17 protein-coding genes and 1 tRNA gene are annotated in these 17239 nt (G+C 65.5%); 10 read left to right on the forward strand and 8 right to left on the reverse strand.

The window, feature by feature from the left end; genetic code table 11:
* Nucleotide 1: 1 nt before the first annotated feature.
* Nucleotides 2-1336, reverse strand: a complete 1335-nt coding sequence (locus KF796_15455; protein MBX3588031.1) for an aspartate aminotransferase family protein — start codon at nt 1334-1336, stop codon at nt 2-4.
* Nucleotides 1337-1423: 87 nt separating this feature from the next.
* Nucleotides 1424-2347, reverse strand: a complete 924-nt coding sequence (locus KF796_15460) for a LysR family transcriptional regulator (GenBank protein ID MBX3588032.1) — start codon at nt 2345-2347, stop codon at nt 1424-1426.
* A gap of 190 nt (nt 2348-2537) precedes the next feature.
* On the opposite strand from KF796_15460, the gene KF796_15465 reads away from it, so the two are divergent.
* From KF796_15465 to KF796_15490, 6 genes are all read left to right on the forward strand, one after another.
* Nucleotides 2538-3713, forward strand: coding sequence for a TRAP transporter substrate-binding protein (locus KF796_15465; GenBank protein ID MBX3588033.1), 1176 nt, complete (start codon nt 2538-2540; stop codon nt 3711-3713).
* A 127-nt stretch (nt 3714-3840) separates the two neighbouring features.
* Nucleotides 3841-4353 (forward strand): TRAP transporter small permease subunit, encoded by a 513-nt coding sequence (locus KF796_15470; protein ID MBX3588034.1) that lies wholly within the window; start codon nt 3841-3843, stop codon nt 4351-4353.
* Between the two features lie 23 nt (nt 4354-4376).
* The gene (locus KF796_15475) at nt 4377-5759 is read left to right on the forward strand and encodes a TRAP transporter large permease subunit (GenBank protein MBX3588035.1); all 1383 of its coding nucleotides are present in this window, start codon (nt 4377-4379) and stop codon (nt 5757-5759) included.
* Nucleotides 5760-5801: 42 nt separating this feature from the next.
* Nucleotides 5802-7133, forward strand: coding sequence for an amidase (locus KF796_15480; GenBank protein MBX3588036.1), 1332 nt, complete (start codon nt 5802-5804; stop codon nt 7131-7133).
* A gap of 36 nt (nt 7134-7169) precedes the next feature.
* Nucleotides 7170-7328 carry a hypothetical protein gene (locus tag KF796_15485; protein ID MBX3588037.1) on the forward strand — a complete coding sequence of 53 codons (159 nt, stop codon included), beginning with the start codon at nt 7170-7172 and terminating at the stop codon, nt 7326-7328.
* 165 nt (nt 7329-7493) lie between these two features.
* Nucleotides 7494-7856, forward strand: coding sequence for a hypothetical protein (locus tag KF796_15490; protein ID MBX3588038.1), 363 nt, complete (start codon nt 7494-7496; stop codon nt 7854-7856).
* Nucleotides 7857-7929: 73 nt separating this feature from the next.
* Here the strand turns inward: KF796_15490 and KF796_15495 are convergent.
* From KF796_15495 to cysS, 6 genes are all read right to left on the reverse strand, one after another.
* A tRNA-Ser gene (locus KF796_15495) sits at nt 7930-8022 on the reverse strand.
* Nucleotides 8023-8056: 34 nt separating this feature from the next.
* A complete protein-coding gene (locus KF796_15500) occupies nt 8057-9325 on the reverse strand; it encodes an aspartate kinase (protein MBX3588039.1) in 1269 nt (422 codons plus the stop codon).
* A gap of 77 nt (nt 9326-9402) precedes the next feature.
* Nucleotides 9403-10383: a tRNA lysidine(34) synthetase TilS gene (gene tilS, locus KF796_15505; protein MBX3588040.1), complete on the reverse strand. Its 981-nt coding sequence runs from the start codon at nt 10381-10383 to the stop codon at nt 9403-9405.
* Nucleotides 10346-11323 carry an acetyl-CoA carboxylase carboxyltransferase subunit alpha gene (locus KF796_15510; protein ID MBX3588041.1) on the reverse strand — a complete coding sequence of 326 codons (978 nt, stop codon included), beginning with the start codon at nt 11321-11323 and terminating at the stop codon, nt 10346-10348. The genes tilS and KF796_15510 overlap by 38 nt, the downstream gene beginning before the upstream one ends.
* A 49-nt stretch (nt 11324-11372) precedes the next feature.
* Entirely contained in the window at nt 11373-12035 is a 663-nt protein-coding gene (locus KF796_15515; GenBank protein ID MBX3588042.1) for a DNA-3-methyladenine glycosylase 2 family protein, read from the reverse strand.
* Nucleotides 12032-13408 (reverse strand): cysteine--tRNA ligase, encoded by a 1377-nt coding sequence (gene cysS, locus KF796_15520; GenBank protein MBX3588043.1) that lies wholly within the window; start codon nt 13406-13408, stop codon nt 12032-12034. Before cysS ends, KF796_15515 begins: the two co-directional genes overlap by 4 nt.
* A 174-nt stretch (nt 13409-13582) precedes the next feature.
* Between cysS and KF796_15525 the strand changes: the two genes are divergently transcribed.
* From KF796_15525 to KF796_15540, 4 genes are all read left to right on the forward strand, one after another.
* Nucleotides 13583-14626: a tetratricopeptide repeat protein gene (locus KF796_15525; protein MBX3588044.1), complete on the forward strand. Its 1044-nt coding sequence runs from the start codon at nt 13583-13585 to the stop codon at nt 14624-14626.
* Nucleotides 14627-14735: 109 nt separating this feature from the next.
* Nucleotides 14736-16028: a L,D-transpeptidase family protein gene (locus KF796_15530; protein MBX3588045.1), complete on the forward strand. Its 1293-nt coding sequence runs from the start codon at nt 14736-14738 to the stop codon at nt 16026-16028.
* Nucleotides 16025-16708, forward strand: coding sequence for a peptidylprolyl isomerase (locus KF796_15535; protein ID MBX3588046.1), 684 nt, complete (start codon nt 16025-16027; stop codon nt 16706-16708). The genes KF796_15530 and KF796_15535 overlap by 4 nt, the downstream gene beginning before the upstream one ends.
* An 18-nt stretch (nt 16709-16726) precedes the next feature.
* Nucleotides 16727-17233: a peptidyl-prolyl cis-trans isomerase gene (locus KF796_15540; GenBank protein MBX3588047.1), complete on the forward strand. Its 507-nt coding sequence runs from the start codon at nt 16727-16729 to the stop codon at nt 17231-17233.
* The last annotated feature ends 6 nt before the right edge of the window (nt 17234-17239 follow it).

Below are 17239 nucleotides of genomic sequence, written 5' to 3' on the forward strand. Positions count from 1 at the left end.
GTCAGATGGATGAGACTGCGGCGTTGATCGCGGCGTCAAGGCGTTCGACGATCAGGGCCAGATCGGCATCGCCGGCGATGAACGGCGGCGCCAGCAGCACATGGTCACCATAGCGACCATCGACGGTACCGCCCATCGGGTAAACCATCAATCCGCGCGAGAAAGCCTCTTTCTTGACGCGGGCATGCAGTTGCAGCGCGGGCTCGAAGGGCCGCTTGCTGGCGCGGTCCTGCACCAGCTCCACGCCCCAGAACAGGCCGCGTCCGCGGATGTCCCCGACATGGGCATGCGTGCCCAGCGCATCGCGCAGCAATGTTTCAAGATGTGTGCCCGCGGCCCGCACGCGCTGGAGCAGGCCGTCGCGCTCGATGATGCGCTGCACCGCGAGCGCGGCCGCGCAGGCTACGGCGTGACCTAGGTAGGTGTGGCCATGCTGGAAGAAGCCGCTGCCCGACGACATGGCCTGCACGATCTTGCGGTGGGCCAGCACCGCGCCAATGGGCTGGTAGCCACCGCCCAGGCCCTTGGCAATGGCCAGCAGGTCAGGGGCCACGCCTTCGGCCTCGCAGGCATGCAAGGTGCCGCTGCGGCCCATGCCGCACATCACCTCGTCCAGGATCAGCAGCACGCCATGGCGGTCACAGACCTCGCGCACCGCCTTGAAGTAACCGGGCACCGGGACCAGCACACCGGCCGTCGCGCCACCAATGGTCTCCGCCACGAAGGCAATGACCTGGTCGGGGCCCAGTTGCTGGATCGTGTCCTCAAGCTCCTGCGCGAGCCGCTGCCCGTATTGCTCTGGCGTTTCATCACCGCGCTGTTCGCGGTAGGGATAGCAGGGCGAGACATGGGTGGCGGGGATCAGGATGGGCGCGAAGGGCTCGCGCCGCCACTGGTTACCACCCACGGCCAGCGCGCCCAGCGTGTTGCCGTGATAGCTCTGGCGCCGCGCAATGAAATGCCGGCGCTGCGGTTGACCGGTTTCAACGAAGTACTGGCGCGCCATCTTCATGGCGGCCTCCATGGCCTCGGAGCCACCGCTGACGAAGTACACATGGCTCAGGTCCGCGGGCGCGGTGCGCACCAGGTGCGTGGCCAGTTCTTCGGCCACCTGCGTGGTGAAGAAGCTGGTGTGCGCGTAGGCCAGTTGGTCAATCTGCGCATGCATGGCCGCGAGCACCTCCGGGTGCCCGTGCCCCAGGCAGGACACGGCCGCGCCGCCGCAGGCGTCCAGATAGTCCTTGCCCTGTGCATCCGTCAGCACCATGCCCTGCCCCTTCAGGGCGACGGGCGGCGTGCGTTGCAGATGCCGGTGAAAAACCTGTGTCGAAGTCATTCGGTATCCATTGATGCGATCAACGGCAGTGTAGGCAGGCACGGGGCGACCGGTGATGCCGATTTGTGCGCCGCCCATAACAAAAACTCATGGCCCCGGCGTCGCTGCGGCCTCCAGCTGCGTCAGCGCCTGGGCCATGCAGCGCGTGAACGCGCGGCTGACCAGTGAGTTGGGGCGCGCGGTCGGCCTCAGCGCCTTCACGGTCACGGGAATCGCGGGCACCAGGGCCAGCACATCGACGCGCGAGCGATCCGCCGAGGCCGTGGTGCACCCGTCCACCAGCGCCACGCCCACCCCGTGGTGGGCCAGCGCCAGCGCGACGTGGTAGGTCTGCACCGTCATCACGGGCTTGAGGCCGGCTTCGTTTTCCCGCAGCACATGGCCCAGGGTGACGCCCAGCGGGTCGCGCTTGTCCAGCGCGATCACCGGCAGGTGGGCCAGCTGCGTCAGGGTCAGGGTGCCGATGCGCACCTGGCGCTGGCTCAGCAGGCCCTTGGGCACCACACACATGACGCGGCGCTCGCCTATGCTTTCGTGGGCCAGCGCGGGATGGCTGATGGCGCTGAACACATAACCGACGTCGGCCTCCTGCAGCACCAGAGACGACACGATCTGCGGTGAGTGCAGCGCTTCGTGGACCACCGAGACCTCGGGGTACTTCTCGCGGAACATGCGCATCGCGCGCGGGAAGACCTCGTAGCTCAGGGCCAGCACCGTCAGCACGCGCAACTCGCCGCGCCGGCCTTCACCGGCGCGCAGGCTGCCCGCCAGCCGCTGGACCTCGTCGAGCTGCGCGAACAGCCGCTCGATGTGCGGGTACAGGGTCTGTGCCTCGGCCGTGGGCGTGAGCCGCCCGCGCACCCGCTGGAACAGCGCGAAGCCCAGCTGGATCTCGGCATGCTGCAGCGTGCGGCTGACCGCGGGCTGGGTCACGTTGATCAGACGCGCGGCCGCGCTCACGCTGCCCGTGAGCATGACCGCATTGAAAACTTCGATGTGACGCAATCGCATGCAAGTCCTTTTTCTGACAAACGCCGCGTTCGCGCGCGGCTCATGATTTTGATGCGCCGCACCATGTGGCAATTGCAAGGGTAATTCCTCACAACTCATGAATGCATCGCACTCATACTGATTTTTGCAGGCGCCCCGCGACCTGCCCATCCCCCTCTTTTGATGTACTCAGTCAAGTAAAGGAAGCGCGATGCCCGTCGACCAGACCCCCGTCCTCCCCTCCGCGGAAGCGGCCAGCACCTCACGACGAAAATTCTTCGTCACCGCCGCGGCCACGGCCGCCACCGCGGTGCCGCTCACGGCGGCCCGGGCCCAGGCGCCGGGCGTGGCGGTCAAACCTTCGACCGTCGTCCTGAAGATGCAGGGTGCCTGGGGCGCCAAGGACATCTTCAACGAAATGGCCGAGGACTACGTCAAGCGCGTCAATGAAATGGCCGGTGGCCGCCTGCGCATCGAGTACCTGACGGCCGGCTCCGTGGTGAAACCCTTCGAGGTGACCGACGCCGTGAGCAAGGGCGTGCTCGACGCCGGCCACACGGTGGCCGTCTATTGGTATGGCAAGTCCAAGGTGGCCTCGCTGTTCGGCTCCGGGCCTGTCACTGGCGCCAATGCCGAGCAGACCCTCGGTTGGATGATGCGCGGCGGCGGCTACGCCTACTACGAGCAGTTGCAGAAAAAGCTGGGCCTGAACCTCAAGGGCTTCTTCGCCTTCCCGATGCCGACCCAGCCCCTGGGCTGGTTCAAGAAGTCGCCGCCCAAGAGCGCCGCTGAGCTCAAGGGCTTCAAGTACCGCACCGTGGGGCTGGCGGCCGACCTGATGCAGGAGCTCGGCATGAAGGTGACCCAGCTGCCGGGCGGCGAAATCGTGCCGGCCATGGAGCGCGGCGTCATTGATGCCTTCGAGTTCAACAACCCGACGTCCGACCGGCGCTTTGGCGCGCAGGACGTGGCCAAGTACTACGCGATGGGCTCCTACCACCAGGCCATGGAGTTCTTCGAGATCATCTTCAACCGGACCAAGTACGAGGCCTTGTCGCCGGACCTGAAGGCCATCCTCCAGTACGCGGCCGAAGCCACCTCGTCGGCCAACACCTGGACCGCCCAGGACAACTATTCGCGCGACCTGCAGGAGCTCATCACCAAGGACAAGGTGCAGGTCTCACGCACCAACAAGGCGGTGTTCCAGGCGCAGATCAAGGCCTGGGACACGGTGGTGGCCAAGCTCGAGGCCGAGGACCCCTTCTTCAAGGAAGTGCTCAAGTCGCAGAAGGACTGGGCGCGCCGCGTGGCGTACTACGGCTTCTTCAACGAGGCGGACTACAAGACGGCTTTCGAGCATGTCTTCAAGACCAAGCTGCCGGCCTGATCCCCCCACCGCGTTCTGGTCGCTGCTCCCGTGGCAGCGGCCTTTTTTTTGAGCTGCCATGGAAAAATTCATCCGAACCGTCGACTACCTGTCGAAGTCCATCGGGCACTGCTTCGCGTGGACGGTGCTGGTTCTGACCGCCGGCACCTGCTACGAGGTGTTCAGGCGCTATGTGCTCAATGACCCCACGGCCTGGGCGTTCGACATGAGCTACATCCTTTACGGTGTGCTGTTCCTGATGTCGGGCGCCTACACGCTGTCCAAGAACGCCCACGTGCGGGGCGACTTCATCTACCGCAAGTGGACGCCCGCGACGCAGGGCAAGGTGGATCTGGCGCTGTACTTCATCTTCTACATGCCCGGTGTGCTGGCGCTGGTCTTCTCGGGATTCTTCTACGGCCGCGATGCCATGCGGATCCAGGAGGTCAGCGTCAACAGCCCCATCGGCGTGCCCGTGTGGCCGCTGAAGATGATCATCTTCGTGGCCGGCCTGACGCTGCTGGTCCAGGGCCTGGCCGAAATGTGCCGGTGCGTGATCGCCATCCGCGACAACCGCTGGCCCAGCCGCGACGAGGACGTGGTGGAGCTGGAGGTGGCCCTGCAGCAGCGCCATTCGGGTGGCACGGGAGGCGCAGCATGAGCGGGCCCGTCATTGCCCTGTTCATGCTGGGCCTGTTCATCGTCTTCATCTTCCTGGGCTTCCCGATTGCCTTCACGCTGATGGGCATGGGCATCATGTTCGGCTTCTACGCGTACTACAACCCGGCCCAGCCGTTCTTCGAGAACAACATCTTCTACCTGTTCACGCAGAACACCTTCAGCATCATGAACAACGATGTGCTGATCTCGGTGCCGCTGTTCCTGTTCATGGGCTACATCATCGAGCGGGCCAACATCCTGGACCGGCTGTTCCTGAGCCTGCAGGTGGCCCTGCGCCATGTGCCGGGGTCCATGGCCGTGGCGGCGCTGATCACCTGCACACTGTTTGCCACGGCCACCGGCATCGTGGGCGCCGTGGTCACGCTGATGGGGCTGCTGGCCCTGCCCGCAATGCTCAAGGCCGGCTACGACCAGAAGCTCGCGACCGGGGTCATCGCCGCCGGTGGCACGCTGGGCATCCTGATCCCGCCTTCCATCATGCTGATCGTCTACGCCGCCACGGCGGGCGTCTCGGTGGTCAAGCTCTACGCCGCGGCCATGCTGCCGGGCATCGTGCTGGCTGGCCTGTACCTGATCTACGTCGTTGTGCGGGTGGTGCTGAACCCGTCGCTGGCGCCCAAGCCCAGGGACGTGGACCACATCGGATTTCTCAAGGCCACCTACATGCTGGTCACGGCCTTCCTGCCACTGGCGCTGCTGATCCTGACCGTGCTGGGCTCGATCCTGTTCGGGCTGGCGACCCCCAGCGAGGCGGCCGCCATGGGCTCGCTCGGCGGTGTGGTGCTGGCGGTCGTGTACCGCGCCTTCACCTGGCAACGGCTGCGCGAGGCGGTGTTCCTCACGGCCAAGACCTCGGCCATGGTCTGCTACCTGTTTGTCGGCTCCTGGACCTTTTCCAGCGTGTTCTCGTACCTGGGTGGCGAGAGCGTGATCAAGGAGTTCATGCTGTCGATGGACCTGTCCACCCTGCAGTTCCTGCTGGTGGCGCAGACCATCATCTTCATCCTGGGCTGGCCGCTCGAGTGGAGCGAGATCATCATCATCTTCGTGCCGATCTTCCTGCCGCTGCTCGAACATTTCCAAGTGGACCCGATGCTGTTTGGCATCCTGATCGCCGTCAACCTGCAGACCTCGTTCCTGACCCCGCCCATGGCGATGTCAGCCTACTACCTCAAGGGCATCGCGCCGCCGGAGGTGCAGCTGTGGACCATCTTCAAGGGCTGCTTTCCGTTCCTGGGCATGGTCTTTCTCACGATCGCGCTGATCTACCTGCAGCCGCAGCTCGTGAACTGGCTGCCCGACCTGATGTACAACAATGACAACACCTCTGCCCCCGAGGCGCCCAGTGACAGCACCACGGTCATGGACCCGGCCTTCCTCAAGTAGCATGAACCGCACAGGCATTCAATGACATCGACAGGAGTTCCTTTGGCGCAAGCCGGCGAGCAGGTCAGCGAGATCGGCGCCACGCAAGTCGTTGACCACTTGCAGACGGGACGGCTGGGCCTGCGTGACTACATCAACGGCATGCACCAGCACACCGAGTCGGTGGAACCCGCGGTCAAGGCATTTGCCCATTACGACCGGCAGACCGTGGACCTGCAGGTCGAACGGCTGGACGCGGCCAGACATGCGGGCGTGGCATTGCCGCGCCTGTTTGGCCTTCCCGTGGCGATCAAGGACAACATCGACACGGCGGACTACCCGACCGAATACGGCCATCGCGGCAGCCGCGGGCGCACACCGAGCGTGGATGCCCTGCTGGTCCACAAGCTGAGGCAGGCGGGCGCCGTGATCTGGGCCAAGTCACGCACCACCGAACTGGCCTACATGCACCCCACGGTGACCGAGAACCCGCGCGCCCCCGGGCACACCCCCGGCGGTTCGTCCAGCGGCTCGGCGGCGGCGGTGGCCAGTGGCCTCGTGCCCGCGGCCGTGGGAACACAGACCAACGGGTCCGTGATCCGGCCGGCATCGTTCTGTGGCGTCTACGGCTACAAGCCCTCGCGTGGCCTGATCTTCAACGGCGGCATTCTCAAATGCGCGCCCTCGCTCGACCAGGTCGGGGTGTTCGCGCGCTGCGTGCCGGACCTGGCGGCCGTGGCCGAAGTCCTGGTTGGCGGGCACCAGCTCGAGTCCGGGCAACTGGTCTTTCCCATGAACCTGCGCGAGGTCTGCGAGGAAGAGCCGCCCCTGCCACCGCGCCTGATGTTCGCGCGCACCCCCTTCTGGGAGCGCCTTGACCCGCGATCGCAGGTGGCGTTTGATGCCCTGCTGGACGAACTCAAGGACTGCATGGTCGACAACGACCTGCCCGCCTCCGTGGCCCAGGCCGTGCCATGGCTCAAAACCGTGATGGAGGCCGAGATGGCACTTCATCTCAAGCCGCTGGTTGAATCAGATGCCAATGCCAGCGAAGTTTCACGGGCCGTGATCGACCGCGGCAACCGCATCCTGGCGGGCGACTATCTGCGCGCGCTGGAACGCATGCACGCAGCGGCTGCGGGGTTCGGCGAGTACTTCGATCACTTTGACGCCATCGTCACGCCGGCCACCCTGGGGCCACCCCCCAGCGGCCTGGCCAGCACCGGCGACCCCCTCATGAGCACGCTGTGGACCTTTGCCGGCCTGCCCTGCATCTCCCTGCCCCTGTTGCAGACCGAGGATGGCCTGCCCATTGGCGTGCAACTGGTGGGCGCCAGCCGTGGCGATGCGCGGTTGCTGCGCACCGCGCGCTGGCTTGCACAGCGATTCAACTGACTGCCCGATTCACCCGCCAGCCGACCAGGAGCGACCATGAAAAAGCGCATCATCAAACTGTTTGCCCTGCTGTTGCTGGTCCTGTTTTTTGTCCCGTACGTCCTCAAGGTCCAGCAATGGGACCTGATCGTTCTGCTGATCGCCGGCCTTGCGCTGCCTGCCTGCGATTTCCTCACTTCGGGCAACGAGGACTGAACGCCCCCGTGACGTCATCCGCCAGCGCCTACACCGGTGTCAGCCGGCGCTGACGCGGCCCGTAGGCGGCCATCCTTTTTGGCGCGAAAGCCGCGCAATCACCCCACGGCGCGTTTGGGAACCGCAATACTCGGCTTCTCGATTTCATTTACTCAAGGAGCCAGAATGAACAAGACCTCCAGCGTCCTGCAACGCCTGTCCATGATCCTCGCCGTGACGGCCGCGGCCTATGGCCTGCCGGCCCACGCGGCCACCGCCTCCGTCAACGCCGAAGCCAGTGTCTCGGGGAACACCACGTCCACCGTCGGCGAAAAAATCGACAAGGGCATTGATGCCACCAAGCGGGTCGGCAAGAAGACCGTCGAGCTGACCAAGGATGCGGGCCATGCCGTGGCCAACACAGGCAAGAAGGCCGCCAAGGTGACCCGGCAAACGGGCGAGAAAATCGCCGAGAAAATCCCCGGCACGGATGCCAACACCCAGGTGAAGGCCGAGGCCGCCGCACAAGCCGCGGTGAAGCAGCAATAAAGCTGAAGAGCCCGTGAACCCGGGCCTGCCCGGAAAAGCAAAACGCCCCGTGAGGGGCGTTTTGCATTGCTACTGGCGGAAACGGAGGGATTCGAACCCTCGATGAGGCTCTACACCCCATACTCCCTTAGCAGGGGAGCACCTTCGGCCACTCGGTCACGTTTCCAGTGGGCGCATTATCTCACGACTGCGCGGCAAAATCACCCCGCGGGCTGATCAAGGTCAAAGGCCTTGTGCAGCGCCCGCACCGCGAGTTCCATGTACTTCTCATCGATCACCACCGAGGTCTTGATTTCGCTGGTGGAGATCATCTGGATGTTGATGCCCTCCTCGCTCAGCGCGCGGAACATCTTGCTCGCAATGCCGACGTGGCTGCGCATGCCGATGCCCACGATGCTGACCTTGCAGATCTTGGTATCGCCTTCCAGGATGTCGGTGCCCAGCGTCGGCAGGACGGTGCTCTTGAGCAGGTCGATGGTGCGCGCGTAGTCGTTGCGGTGGACCGTGAAGCTGAAGTCGGTCTTGCCGTCCTTGGAGATGTTCTGGATGATGACATCAACCTCGATGTTGGCATCGGCCACGGCGCCCAGGATGTTGTAGGCAATGCCCGGCTTGTCGGGCACGCCCAGGATGGACACCTTGGCCTCGTCGCGGTTGAACGCGATGCCGGATACGACAGCTTGTTCCATTTGTTCGTCTTCCTCAAAAGTGATCAAGGTGCCGGAGCCGGCCTCTTCGTTGATGTCGATGTCCCAAGGCGTGAAGCTGGACAGCACGCGCAGCTTCACCTTGTACTTGCCGGCAAACTCAACCGACCGGATCTGCAGGACCTTGGAGCCCATGGAGGCCATCTCCAGCATCTCCTCGAAGCTCACGGTATGCAGGCGCCGGGCCTCGGGCACCACCCGCGGGTCGGTGGTGTACACGCCATCCACGTCGGTGAAGATCAGGCATTCGTCGGCCTTCATGGCCGCCGCCACGGCCACGGCGGACGTATCGCTGCCGCCACGGCCCAGCGTGGTGATGTTGCCCGCGTCGTCCATGCCCTGGAAGCCCGTGACGATGACCACCTTGCCGCTGGCCAGGTCGGCGCGCACCTTGCGGTCATCGATCGATTCGATGCGGGCCTTGGTGTAGGCGTTGTTGGTCCTGATGGGCACCTGCCAGCCCGCGTAGCTGACCGACGGCATGCCCTCGGCCTGCAGCGCGATGGCCAGCAATGCGCTGGACGCCTGTTCACCCGTGGCGGCCAGCATGTCCAGTTCGCGCGCCATCGCATCGGTGTGCCTGGCCGGCGCGAGTTCCTTGGCCAGGCCAAGGAGCCGGTTGGTTTCGCCGCTCATGGCGCTGGGAACGACCACCATCTGGTGCCCTGCGCGGGCCCACTTCGCCACGCGCCTGGCCACATTGCGGATGCGCTCGGTCGAGCCCATCGACGTGCCGCCGTATTTGTGAACAATCAATGCCATTGGAATGGGAACCTGCAAAAAGCGAGGAGCTGGGTGACCACCACCGGACCAGGGCCCGCGCGGCGCAAAGCCTTGAATTATAACGGGGCGACAAACCGCAGCCGTGCCCCGTCCCTCACCACGAAACCCGAGCCGACCTTGATCCGGATCTGGTGCCCGCGGGTGCTGCAGGCCTGGATCTGGCTCAACAGTTCCTCCAGCTGGACCGCTGACGGCGCCGTCGCATGCGTCTGGCGCAACCAGTACCGCAGCGCATTGGCCTGGCGGGGCTGGCTCAGGGCCTGCAGCGCCTTGATGGAAGGCGGCTGCCCGGCCAGGGCGAGGTCGGCCACGGCGAGCTCATCCAGCAACTGCTGGGCCTGCGCCGCATGGCGCGCGGAACGGTTGAAAGTGGCGCGAAACCCGGGAAACACTTTTTGCAGCGCTGGCAACAGCCCATGGCGGATCCGGTTTCGGGTCAGCGCCGTGTCCTGATTGGTCGGGTCTTCGACCCAGGCGGCCTCGCGGTGGGCCAGCCAGCGCCGGATGTCGGGGCCGCTGACCGCCAGCAAGGGCCGCCCGAAGCACATGCCATGGCGTTCAAATGCCGCGGGCATGGCCGACAGGCCGGGCAAGCCGGCGCCACGGCTGAGCGCCAGCAGCACGGTTTCCACCTGATCGTCCGCATGCTGCGCCAGCAGCACGCAGCGGGCGTTTCGACGCAGGGCGGCGATGGCGAGCGCCTCATAGCGGGCCACGCGGGCCGCGCTTTCCGGGCTCTCGCCCGGCGCAGGGCGCGCGTCCACGTGAACAAGTTCCAGCGGCACCGCCAGGCCGGCGCACACCGATTCGCAATGGCTGGCGAAAAGGTCCGCGGCCGGTTGCAGGCCGTGGTGAACATGGATGGCGCTGATGTGCCCGGGCCAGCGCTCGGCGCAGGCCAGCAGCAGTGCAGTGGAATCGGCGCCGCCGCTGAACGCCACGGCCATGGGCAGGCTGGCAGGCCATGCGGCCAGGGCCTGCGTCACCGGATCGAGGGACTCAGCGGCTGTCGGCCTTGGTGTCGTTGAACCGGCCATAGCCTTGCAGCCGCTCGTAGCGCCGGTCGAGCAGTTCGCGAACCTTCAGGTCACCGACCTGGCGGAAGGCATCATTGAGGGCCCGCTTGAGGAACGCCGACATCTGGCGATGGTCGCGGTGGGCGCCGCCCACGGGTTCGTTGACGATCTTGTCGACAAGCCCCAGCGCCTTGAGACGGTGCGCCGTGATGCCCAGCGCCTCGGCCGCGTCCTGCGCCCGGTCCGACGTCTTCCACAGGATGGACGCGCAGCCTTCGGGGCTGATCACCGAGTAGATGGAGTACTGCAGCATCACCACCTGGTCGCCCACCGAGATTGCCAGCGCGCCGCCCGAGCCGCCCTCGCCAATGATGGTGGTGATGATCGGCACCTCGAGCTGCGCCATCTCGAAAATGTTGCGGCCGATGGCCTCGGACTGGCCGCGCTCCTCGGCCTCGATGCCGGGGTAGGCGCCCGGCGTGTCGACAAAGGTGAACACCGGCAGCTTGAACTTCTCGGCGGTCTTCATGAGCCGAAGCGCCTTGCGGTAGCCCTCGGGCTTGCTCATGCCAAAGTTGCGCAGGCCGCGTTCCCGGGTGTCGCGCCCCTTCTGGTGTCCGACCACCATGCAGGCCGTGCCGTTGAACCGTGCCAAGCCCCCGACGATGCTCAGGTCATCGGCAAAATGGCGGTCGCCATGAAGCTCGACAAAATCCGTGAAGATTTCGTTGACGTAGTCCAGCGTGTAGGGCCGCTCGGGGTGGCGCGCGATCTTGGTGATCTGCCACGGCGTCAGGTCGCTGTAGATGTCCTTGGTGAGTTGCTGGCTCTTCTTGCTGAGCTGGTCGATTTCTTCAGAGATGTCCACCGCCGATTCGGTTTGCACATATCGCAGCTCCTCGATCTTGGTTTCGAGTTCCGCGATCGGTTGCTCGAAATCCAGAAATGTCTTCTTTGCCAAGGTTGGACTCCTTGTTGGTTGGCCTGTGCCCTGCCCCACGTTGCCGGTTTCAGTACGCCACGGGCAGCGGATCCAGCGAGCGCCAAATATACCAAGTTGCGACACTGCGATACGGTGCCCAGGCATCGGCCACCTCACGGGCATCGCTTCGGCTCACGGGATCGCCGGAGAAATAGCTCTGGCTGATGCCGGCGATCAGGCCCACATCGTCCAGCGGCAGGACATTGGGCCGCATCAGGTGGAAGATCAGGAACATCTCCGCGGTCCAGCGGCCAATGCCGCGGATGCCGACCAGTTCCGTAATGATGGCCTCGTCATCCATGGCGGCCCAGGAAGCGGCATCGATGGCGCCCGAGTCGAAATGCAGCGCCAGGTCCACCAGGTATTCGATCTTGCGCGCGCTCAGGCCGGCCGCCCGCATGTCATCAACCTTGAGCTTGAGCACACTCGCGGGCGCCAGCGTGCGCGACAGTTGGGTGAAGCGGTCCCACACCGTCTGCGCAGCCTTCACGGAAATCTGCTGACCGACGATGCTGCGCGCCAGCGTGGTGAAGGCGTCACCGCGCGACTGCAGGCAGGCATCTCCAAACTGCGGGATCAGGCGCTTCATCACCCGGTCCTTTCTGGCCAGATGGCGGCAAGCTTCCTCCCAATAGACCGGCGTCGTGACCTGCACCACCGCAGCCGGCGGCGGCTTGCGCGCGGTGCTCACGCAGCGGCCTCCCAGGTGGTCCCGGAGGCCGAATCCTTGAGCACAATGCCCTTGGACAGCAGTTCATCGCGAATGCGGTCCGCCTCGGCAAAATCCCGGGCCTTCTTGGCTGCCGCTCGGGCCTCGATCCGTTGCTGGATGGCCGCCTCGTCCAGGCCCGCGCCGGCCTGCAGAAAGGCCCTGGGGTCTCCCTGCAGCAGGCCCAGCACGCCGCCCAGCGCCTTGAGCAGGCCGCTTGCCGCGCCCGAACGGGTCCGGTTGACCTCGGCGGCCAGCTCGAACAGCACGGCCACGGCCTCAGGGGTGCCAAAGTCCGTGTCCATCGCCGTCTTGAACCGGCTCGCGAAGGGGTTCGTCCAGTCGACGGTCACCTCGTCGGGCGTCACCGTTTCGAGGGCCGTGTAAAGGCGCTTCAGGGCACCGCGCGCGTCGTCCAGATGCACGTCGCTGTAGTTGAGCGGGCTGCGGTAATGCGCGCGCACGATGAAGAAACGGATGGTCTCGGCATCGAACCTCTGCAGGACCTCGCGAATGGTGAAGAAATTGCCCAGGCTCTTGGACATCTTCTCGTTGTCGATGTTCACAAAGCCGTTGTGCATCCAGTAGCGCGCCAGCGGCACGCCATGGGCTCCCTCGCTCTGGGCAATTTCGTTTTCGTGGTGCGGAAACTGCAGGTCGGCCCCCCCGCCGTGAATGTCGAAGGTCTGCCCCAGGGTCGCGCAGGCCATGGCCGAGCATTCGATGTGCCAGCCAGGCCGGCCGGGACCCCAGGGGCTGTCCCAACGGGCGTCGTCCGGCTCCGTCGGCTTGGATGATTTCCAAAGCACGAAATCCAGCGGATCGTCCTTGCCGTCGAGCACGGCCACGCGCTCGCCCGCATGCAATTCGTCCAGTGATTTGCCCGAGAGCTTGCCGTAGCCCGGGAACTTGCGCACCGCGAAGTTCACATCGCCCGACTCGGCCTGGTAGGCCAGGCCCTTGCCTTCGAGCGTCCGCACGATGGACAGCATCTGGGGCACGTAATCGGTGGCGCGCGGGTCTTGCGTGGGCCGCTCGATCCCCAGGGCATCAAAGTCGCGGTACATCTCGTCGATCATGCGCGCGGTCAGGGCGCGGATGCTCTCGCCGTTCTCGACAGCACGGCGGATGATCTTGTCCTCGATGTCGGTGATGTTGCGCACAAAGGTCACCGCCAGGCCCGAGGCCTTGAGCCAGCGCTGGACCAGGTCGAACGCGACATTCGCGCGCGCATGGCCGATGTGGCACAGGTCATAGACCGTGATGCCGCAGACGTACATGCGGACATGGCCGGGTTCCAGTGGTGAAAAGTCCTCCAGTTCACGCGACAGCGTGTTGTAGATGCGCAGGCTCATGGATGGGGTCGGGCCCGCGTCCATGGCAAACATGGACGTGAGCGGAAATCGGCTCTGGTGGGTTGGGTCAGGGTAGGCTTCAGGGGCGGGAACGATACCCCCTCGGCTACAATCCAGCGCAGTATATAGCCCCCGTGCCGGGGCTTGTCACATGCGTACGACACAAGAGGTTTTATGACGCACGCCCGTTCGCCGGTCCCGAAAGCCTTGCGCCTTGTTGCCCTGGCAGCCCTGTTCAGCCTGAATGTTTCGGCGGCCCGTGCCGACGACTACGGGGACGTGAACCAGCTGCTGCGTTCCGGAAAGCTCGCCGAGGCCCTCACCAAGGCCGACCAGTATCTGGCGGGCAAGCCGCGCGACCCGCAGATGCGTTTCCTCAAGGGCGTGATCCAGACCGAGGCCGGCAAACCCGGCGACGCGATCACCACCTTCACCAAGCTGACCGAGGACTACCCCGAACTGCCCGAGCCCTACAACAACCTTGCCGTGCTGTATGCCGGCCAGAGCCAGTTCGACAAGGCGCGGGCCGCCCTGGAGATGGCGATCCGCACCAATCCCAGCTACGCCACCGCGCACGAGAACCTTGGCGACGTCTATGCCAAGCTGGCCAGCCAGGCCTACAGCAAGGCGCTGCAGCTGGACAGCAGCAACACCGGCGTGCAGCCCAAGCTGGCGCTGATCCGCGACCTGTTCGCGCCAGGCGCCAAGGGGCAAAAGCCCGCCGCCCCGGCTCCGGCCCCGGTTGCGGCCGCCGCCGCCCCCGTGGCACCGCCTGCGGTCGTGGCCAAGGCGCCGTCGCCTGCCCCGTCCGCGGCGGGTCCGGTCACCCCGGCCCCGGCCGCCCCCGCGCCGGCGCCCGCCCCTGCTTCGGCGGACGCTGCCGCCAGGGACGTCGAGACCGCCGTCAAGGCCTGGGCCGCCGCCTGGGCGGCCAAGGACATGACCGCTTACCTGGCCGCCTACGGCAAGGACTTCGACCCCACGGGCAACCAGAGCCGCAAGGACTGGGAAGAAGAGCGACGTTCGCGCATTGTCGGCAAGTCCCACATCACCATCCGCCTCACGGACATGAGCGTATCGGTCAACGGCAACAAGGCCACGGCCCGGTTCCGCCAGGCCTACAGCGCCGACACCCTGAACATCTCCAGCCGCAAGACCCTGGAGATGGTCAAGTCCGGCAACAACTGGCTGATCGTCAAGGAATCGACGGGCGGCTGATGTCAGGTTTCCCGGTGCCGGCCTGGCGCAGGCCCGCTTCTTGCGCCCTCGGCTCCACCGGAAGGTACCGGTGCCAGTGATTGCAAGAGCAGTGTTTGCAAGAGTCCTCATGAAGCGGACGTATCTCGTTGTCTTTCTTCTCGCCGCGGCGCTGCTGGTGCAGCCCGGGCTGGCTGGCGCCTCGGAAAAGTCCAAGCGCAAGAAAAAAGCCCCTTCCACCGCCCAGATCAAGAAGACACGCGCGCGCCAGCCGGCCGGCCCCGCGCGCCCGCCAGCCCGACCCGCCGTGCGTGACGGTGAGACCGAGGCCCGCCTGATCGAGGTCTACCGGCTGATTGGCCAGGCGCGCGGCCGCGAGGCCCTGGCCCGCGCCGAAGCCCTGGTGCACGACCACCCGAACTTCCAGCTGGCGCAATTGGTCTATGGCGACCTGCTGGCCGCCCAGACCCGGCCCGTGCGCGCGCTCGGCGATGTTCCGCCCGGCACGGCGCAGGCGGGGGCCGCGATGCTGGCCGAACTGCGGGAGGAATCCCAGGTGCGCATGCGCGCGCTGCGCGAGCGGCCCCCGCCAGGCACCATTCCGTCGCAGTTCCTGGCGCTGTCACCGCGCACGCGGCATGCCATCGCGGTGGATGCCTCGCGCTCGCGCCTGTACCTGTTCGAGAATTCCACCACCGGGCTGCGGCTGGTCGCGGACTACTACATTTCCGTGGGCAAGCTGGGCATCGAGAAAACCACGGAAGGCGACCAGCGGACCCCGCTGGGGGTGTACTTCATCACCAGCAACCTCGACCCGAAGTCGCTCAAGGACTTCTACGGGGTGGGTGCGCTGCCCATCAACTACCCCAACCCCTATGACGCGCGGCGCGGCAAGACCGGCAGCGGCATCTGGCTGCACGGCACGCCGCCGGGGCAGTTTTCGCGCGCGCCCAAGGCCACCGATGGCTGCGTGGTGCTGGCCAACCCCGACCTGGAACGCATCATCGGCACGGTGGAGGTGCGCACCACGCCCGTGGTCATTGCCCCGCAGCTGCAGTGGGTGGCGCCGCAAACCGCCGCGGCCGGCAGTTTCCGCTTCGAGGACACACTGCAGGCCTGGCGCAGCGCCAAATCCAGCGGCGACCTCGCCCGCACGCTCAGCTTCTACACGGCCGACTTCAACAGCTATGGCAAGACCCTGGCGCAATGGACCCCCACACTGCGCAGCGAGCTGGACCGCAGCGGCGGCCGCGGCATCCAGCTCAAGGACCTGTCCTACCTGCGCTGGACCGATTCAGCCGACACCATGGTGGTAACCTTTGGCGAGGTGGCCGAAGGCGAGCGCAGCGGCCAGACCAAGCGCCAGTACTGGGTCCGCCAGGGCCAGCAGTGGAAAATTTTCTTTGAAGGAGTCATTGGATGAAACCATCCATCACGATCACCCGCCGCGCCGCGGCCGCCCTGCTGGCCTGTGGCCTGGTCGCGGGCCCTGCCCTGGCCGAAGACGCGCCCCGGGTGAAATTTGCCACCAGCGCCGGTGACATCGTCGTCGAGGTCTATCCCGACAAGGCCCCCAAAACGGTCGAGAACTTCCTGCAGTACGTCAAGGACAAGCACTACGACGGCACCATCTTCCACCGCGTGATCGACAACTTCATGGTCCAGGGCGGCGGCTTCGATGCCAAGTACGTACAAAAGCCCACCCGCCCGCCCGTGGCGCACGAAGGCCGCGAGGCCCTGGCCAAGGGCGGCCCGCGCAACGTGGTCGGCACGCTGGCCATGGCCCGCACCAACGACCCGAATTCGGCGTCGGCGCAATTCTTCATCAACGTCAAGGACAACGCTTTCCTCGACCCCACCATCATCCCGCCCGGCGACCCGGTGCCCAAGTTCGAGTACGGTGGCCGGACCTATGAAAACGTCCCGCGCGCCAACCTGCTGAACTCGCCCCAGCTGTATGGCTACACCGTGTTCGGCAAGGTGGTCAGCGGCATGGACGTGGTCAACAAGATCAAGGCCGTGCCCACCGGCCCCGGCGGCCCGTTCGGCAGCGACGTGCCCAAAACCCCCATCATCATCAACAGCGCCACACTGCTGAAGTAGTCAGGAAGGAACCCCACCATGAGCAACCCCAAAGTCGAACTGCACATTGCCAAGTACGGCGTGATCACGCTGGAACTCGACGCCGACAAGGCACCCAAGTCGGTCGCCAATTTCATCAGCTACGTGACCAAGGGCCACTACAACAACACCGTCTTTCACCGCGTGATCCCGGGCTTCATGGTCCAGGGCGGCGGCTTCGAGCCGGGCATGAACCAGAAGCCGACCGACGCGCCGATCGAGAACGAGGCCAACAACGGCCTGAAGAACGACAACTACACCGTGGCCATGGCGCGCACCCAGGCGCCCCACTCCGCCTCGGCCCAGTTCTTCATCAACGTGGCCGACAACGGCTTCCTGAACCACACCGCGCCCAGCATGCAGGGCTGGGGCTATGCGGTGTTCGGCAAGGTGGTTGGCGGCACCGACGTGGTGGACAAGATCAAGGCCGTCAAAACCGGCCGCAAGGGCTTTCACGACGACGTGCCCAACGAAGACGTGGTGATCGAGAAGGCCGTCGTGGTCTGACCCCTC

The organism is Ramlibacter sp. (assembly GCA_019635435.1).
In the GTDB taxonomy this organism is placed as follows: Bacteria; Pseudomonadota; Gammaproteobacteria; order Burkholderiales; family Burkholderiaceae_C; genus JAHBZM01.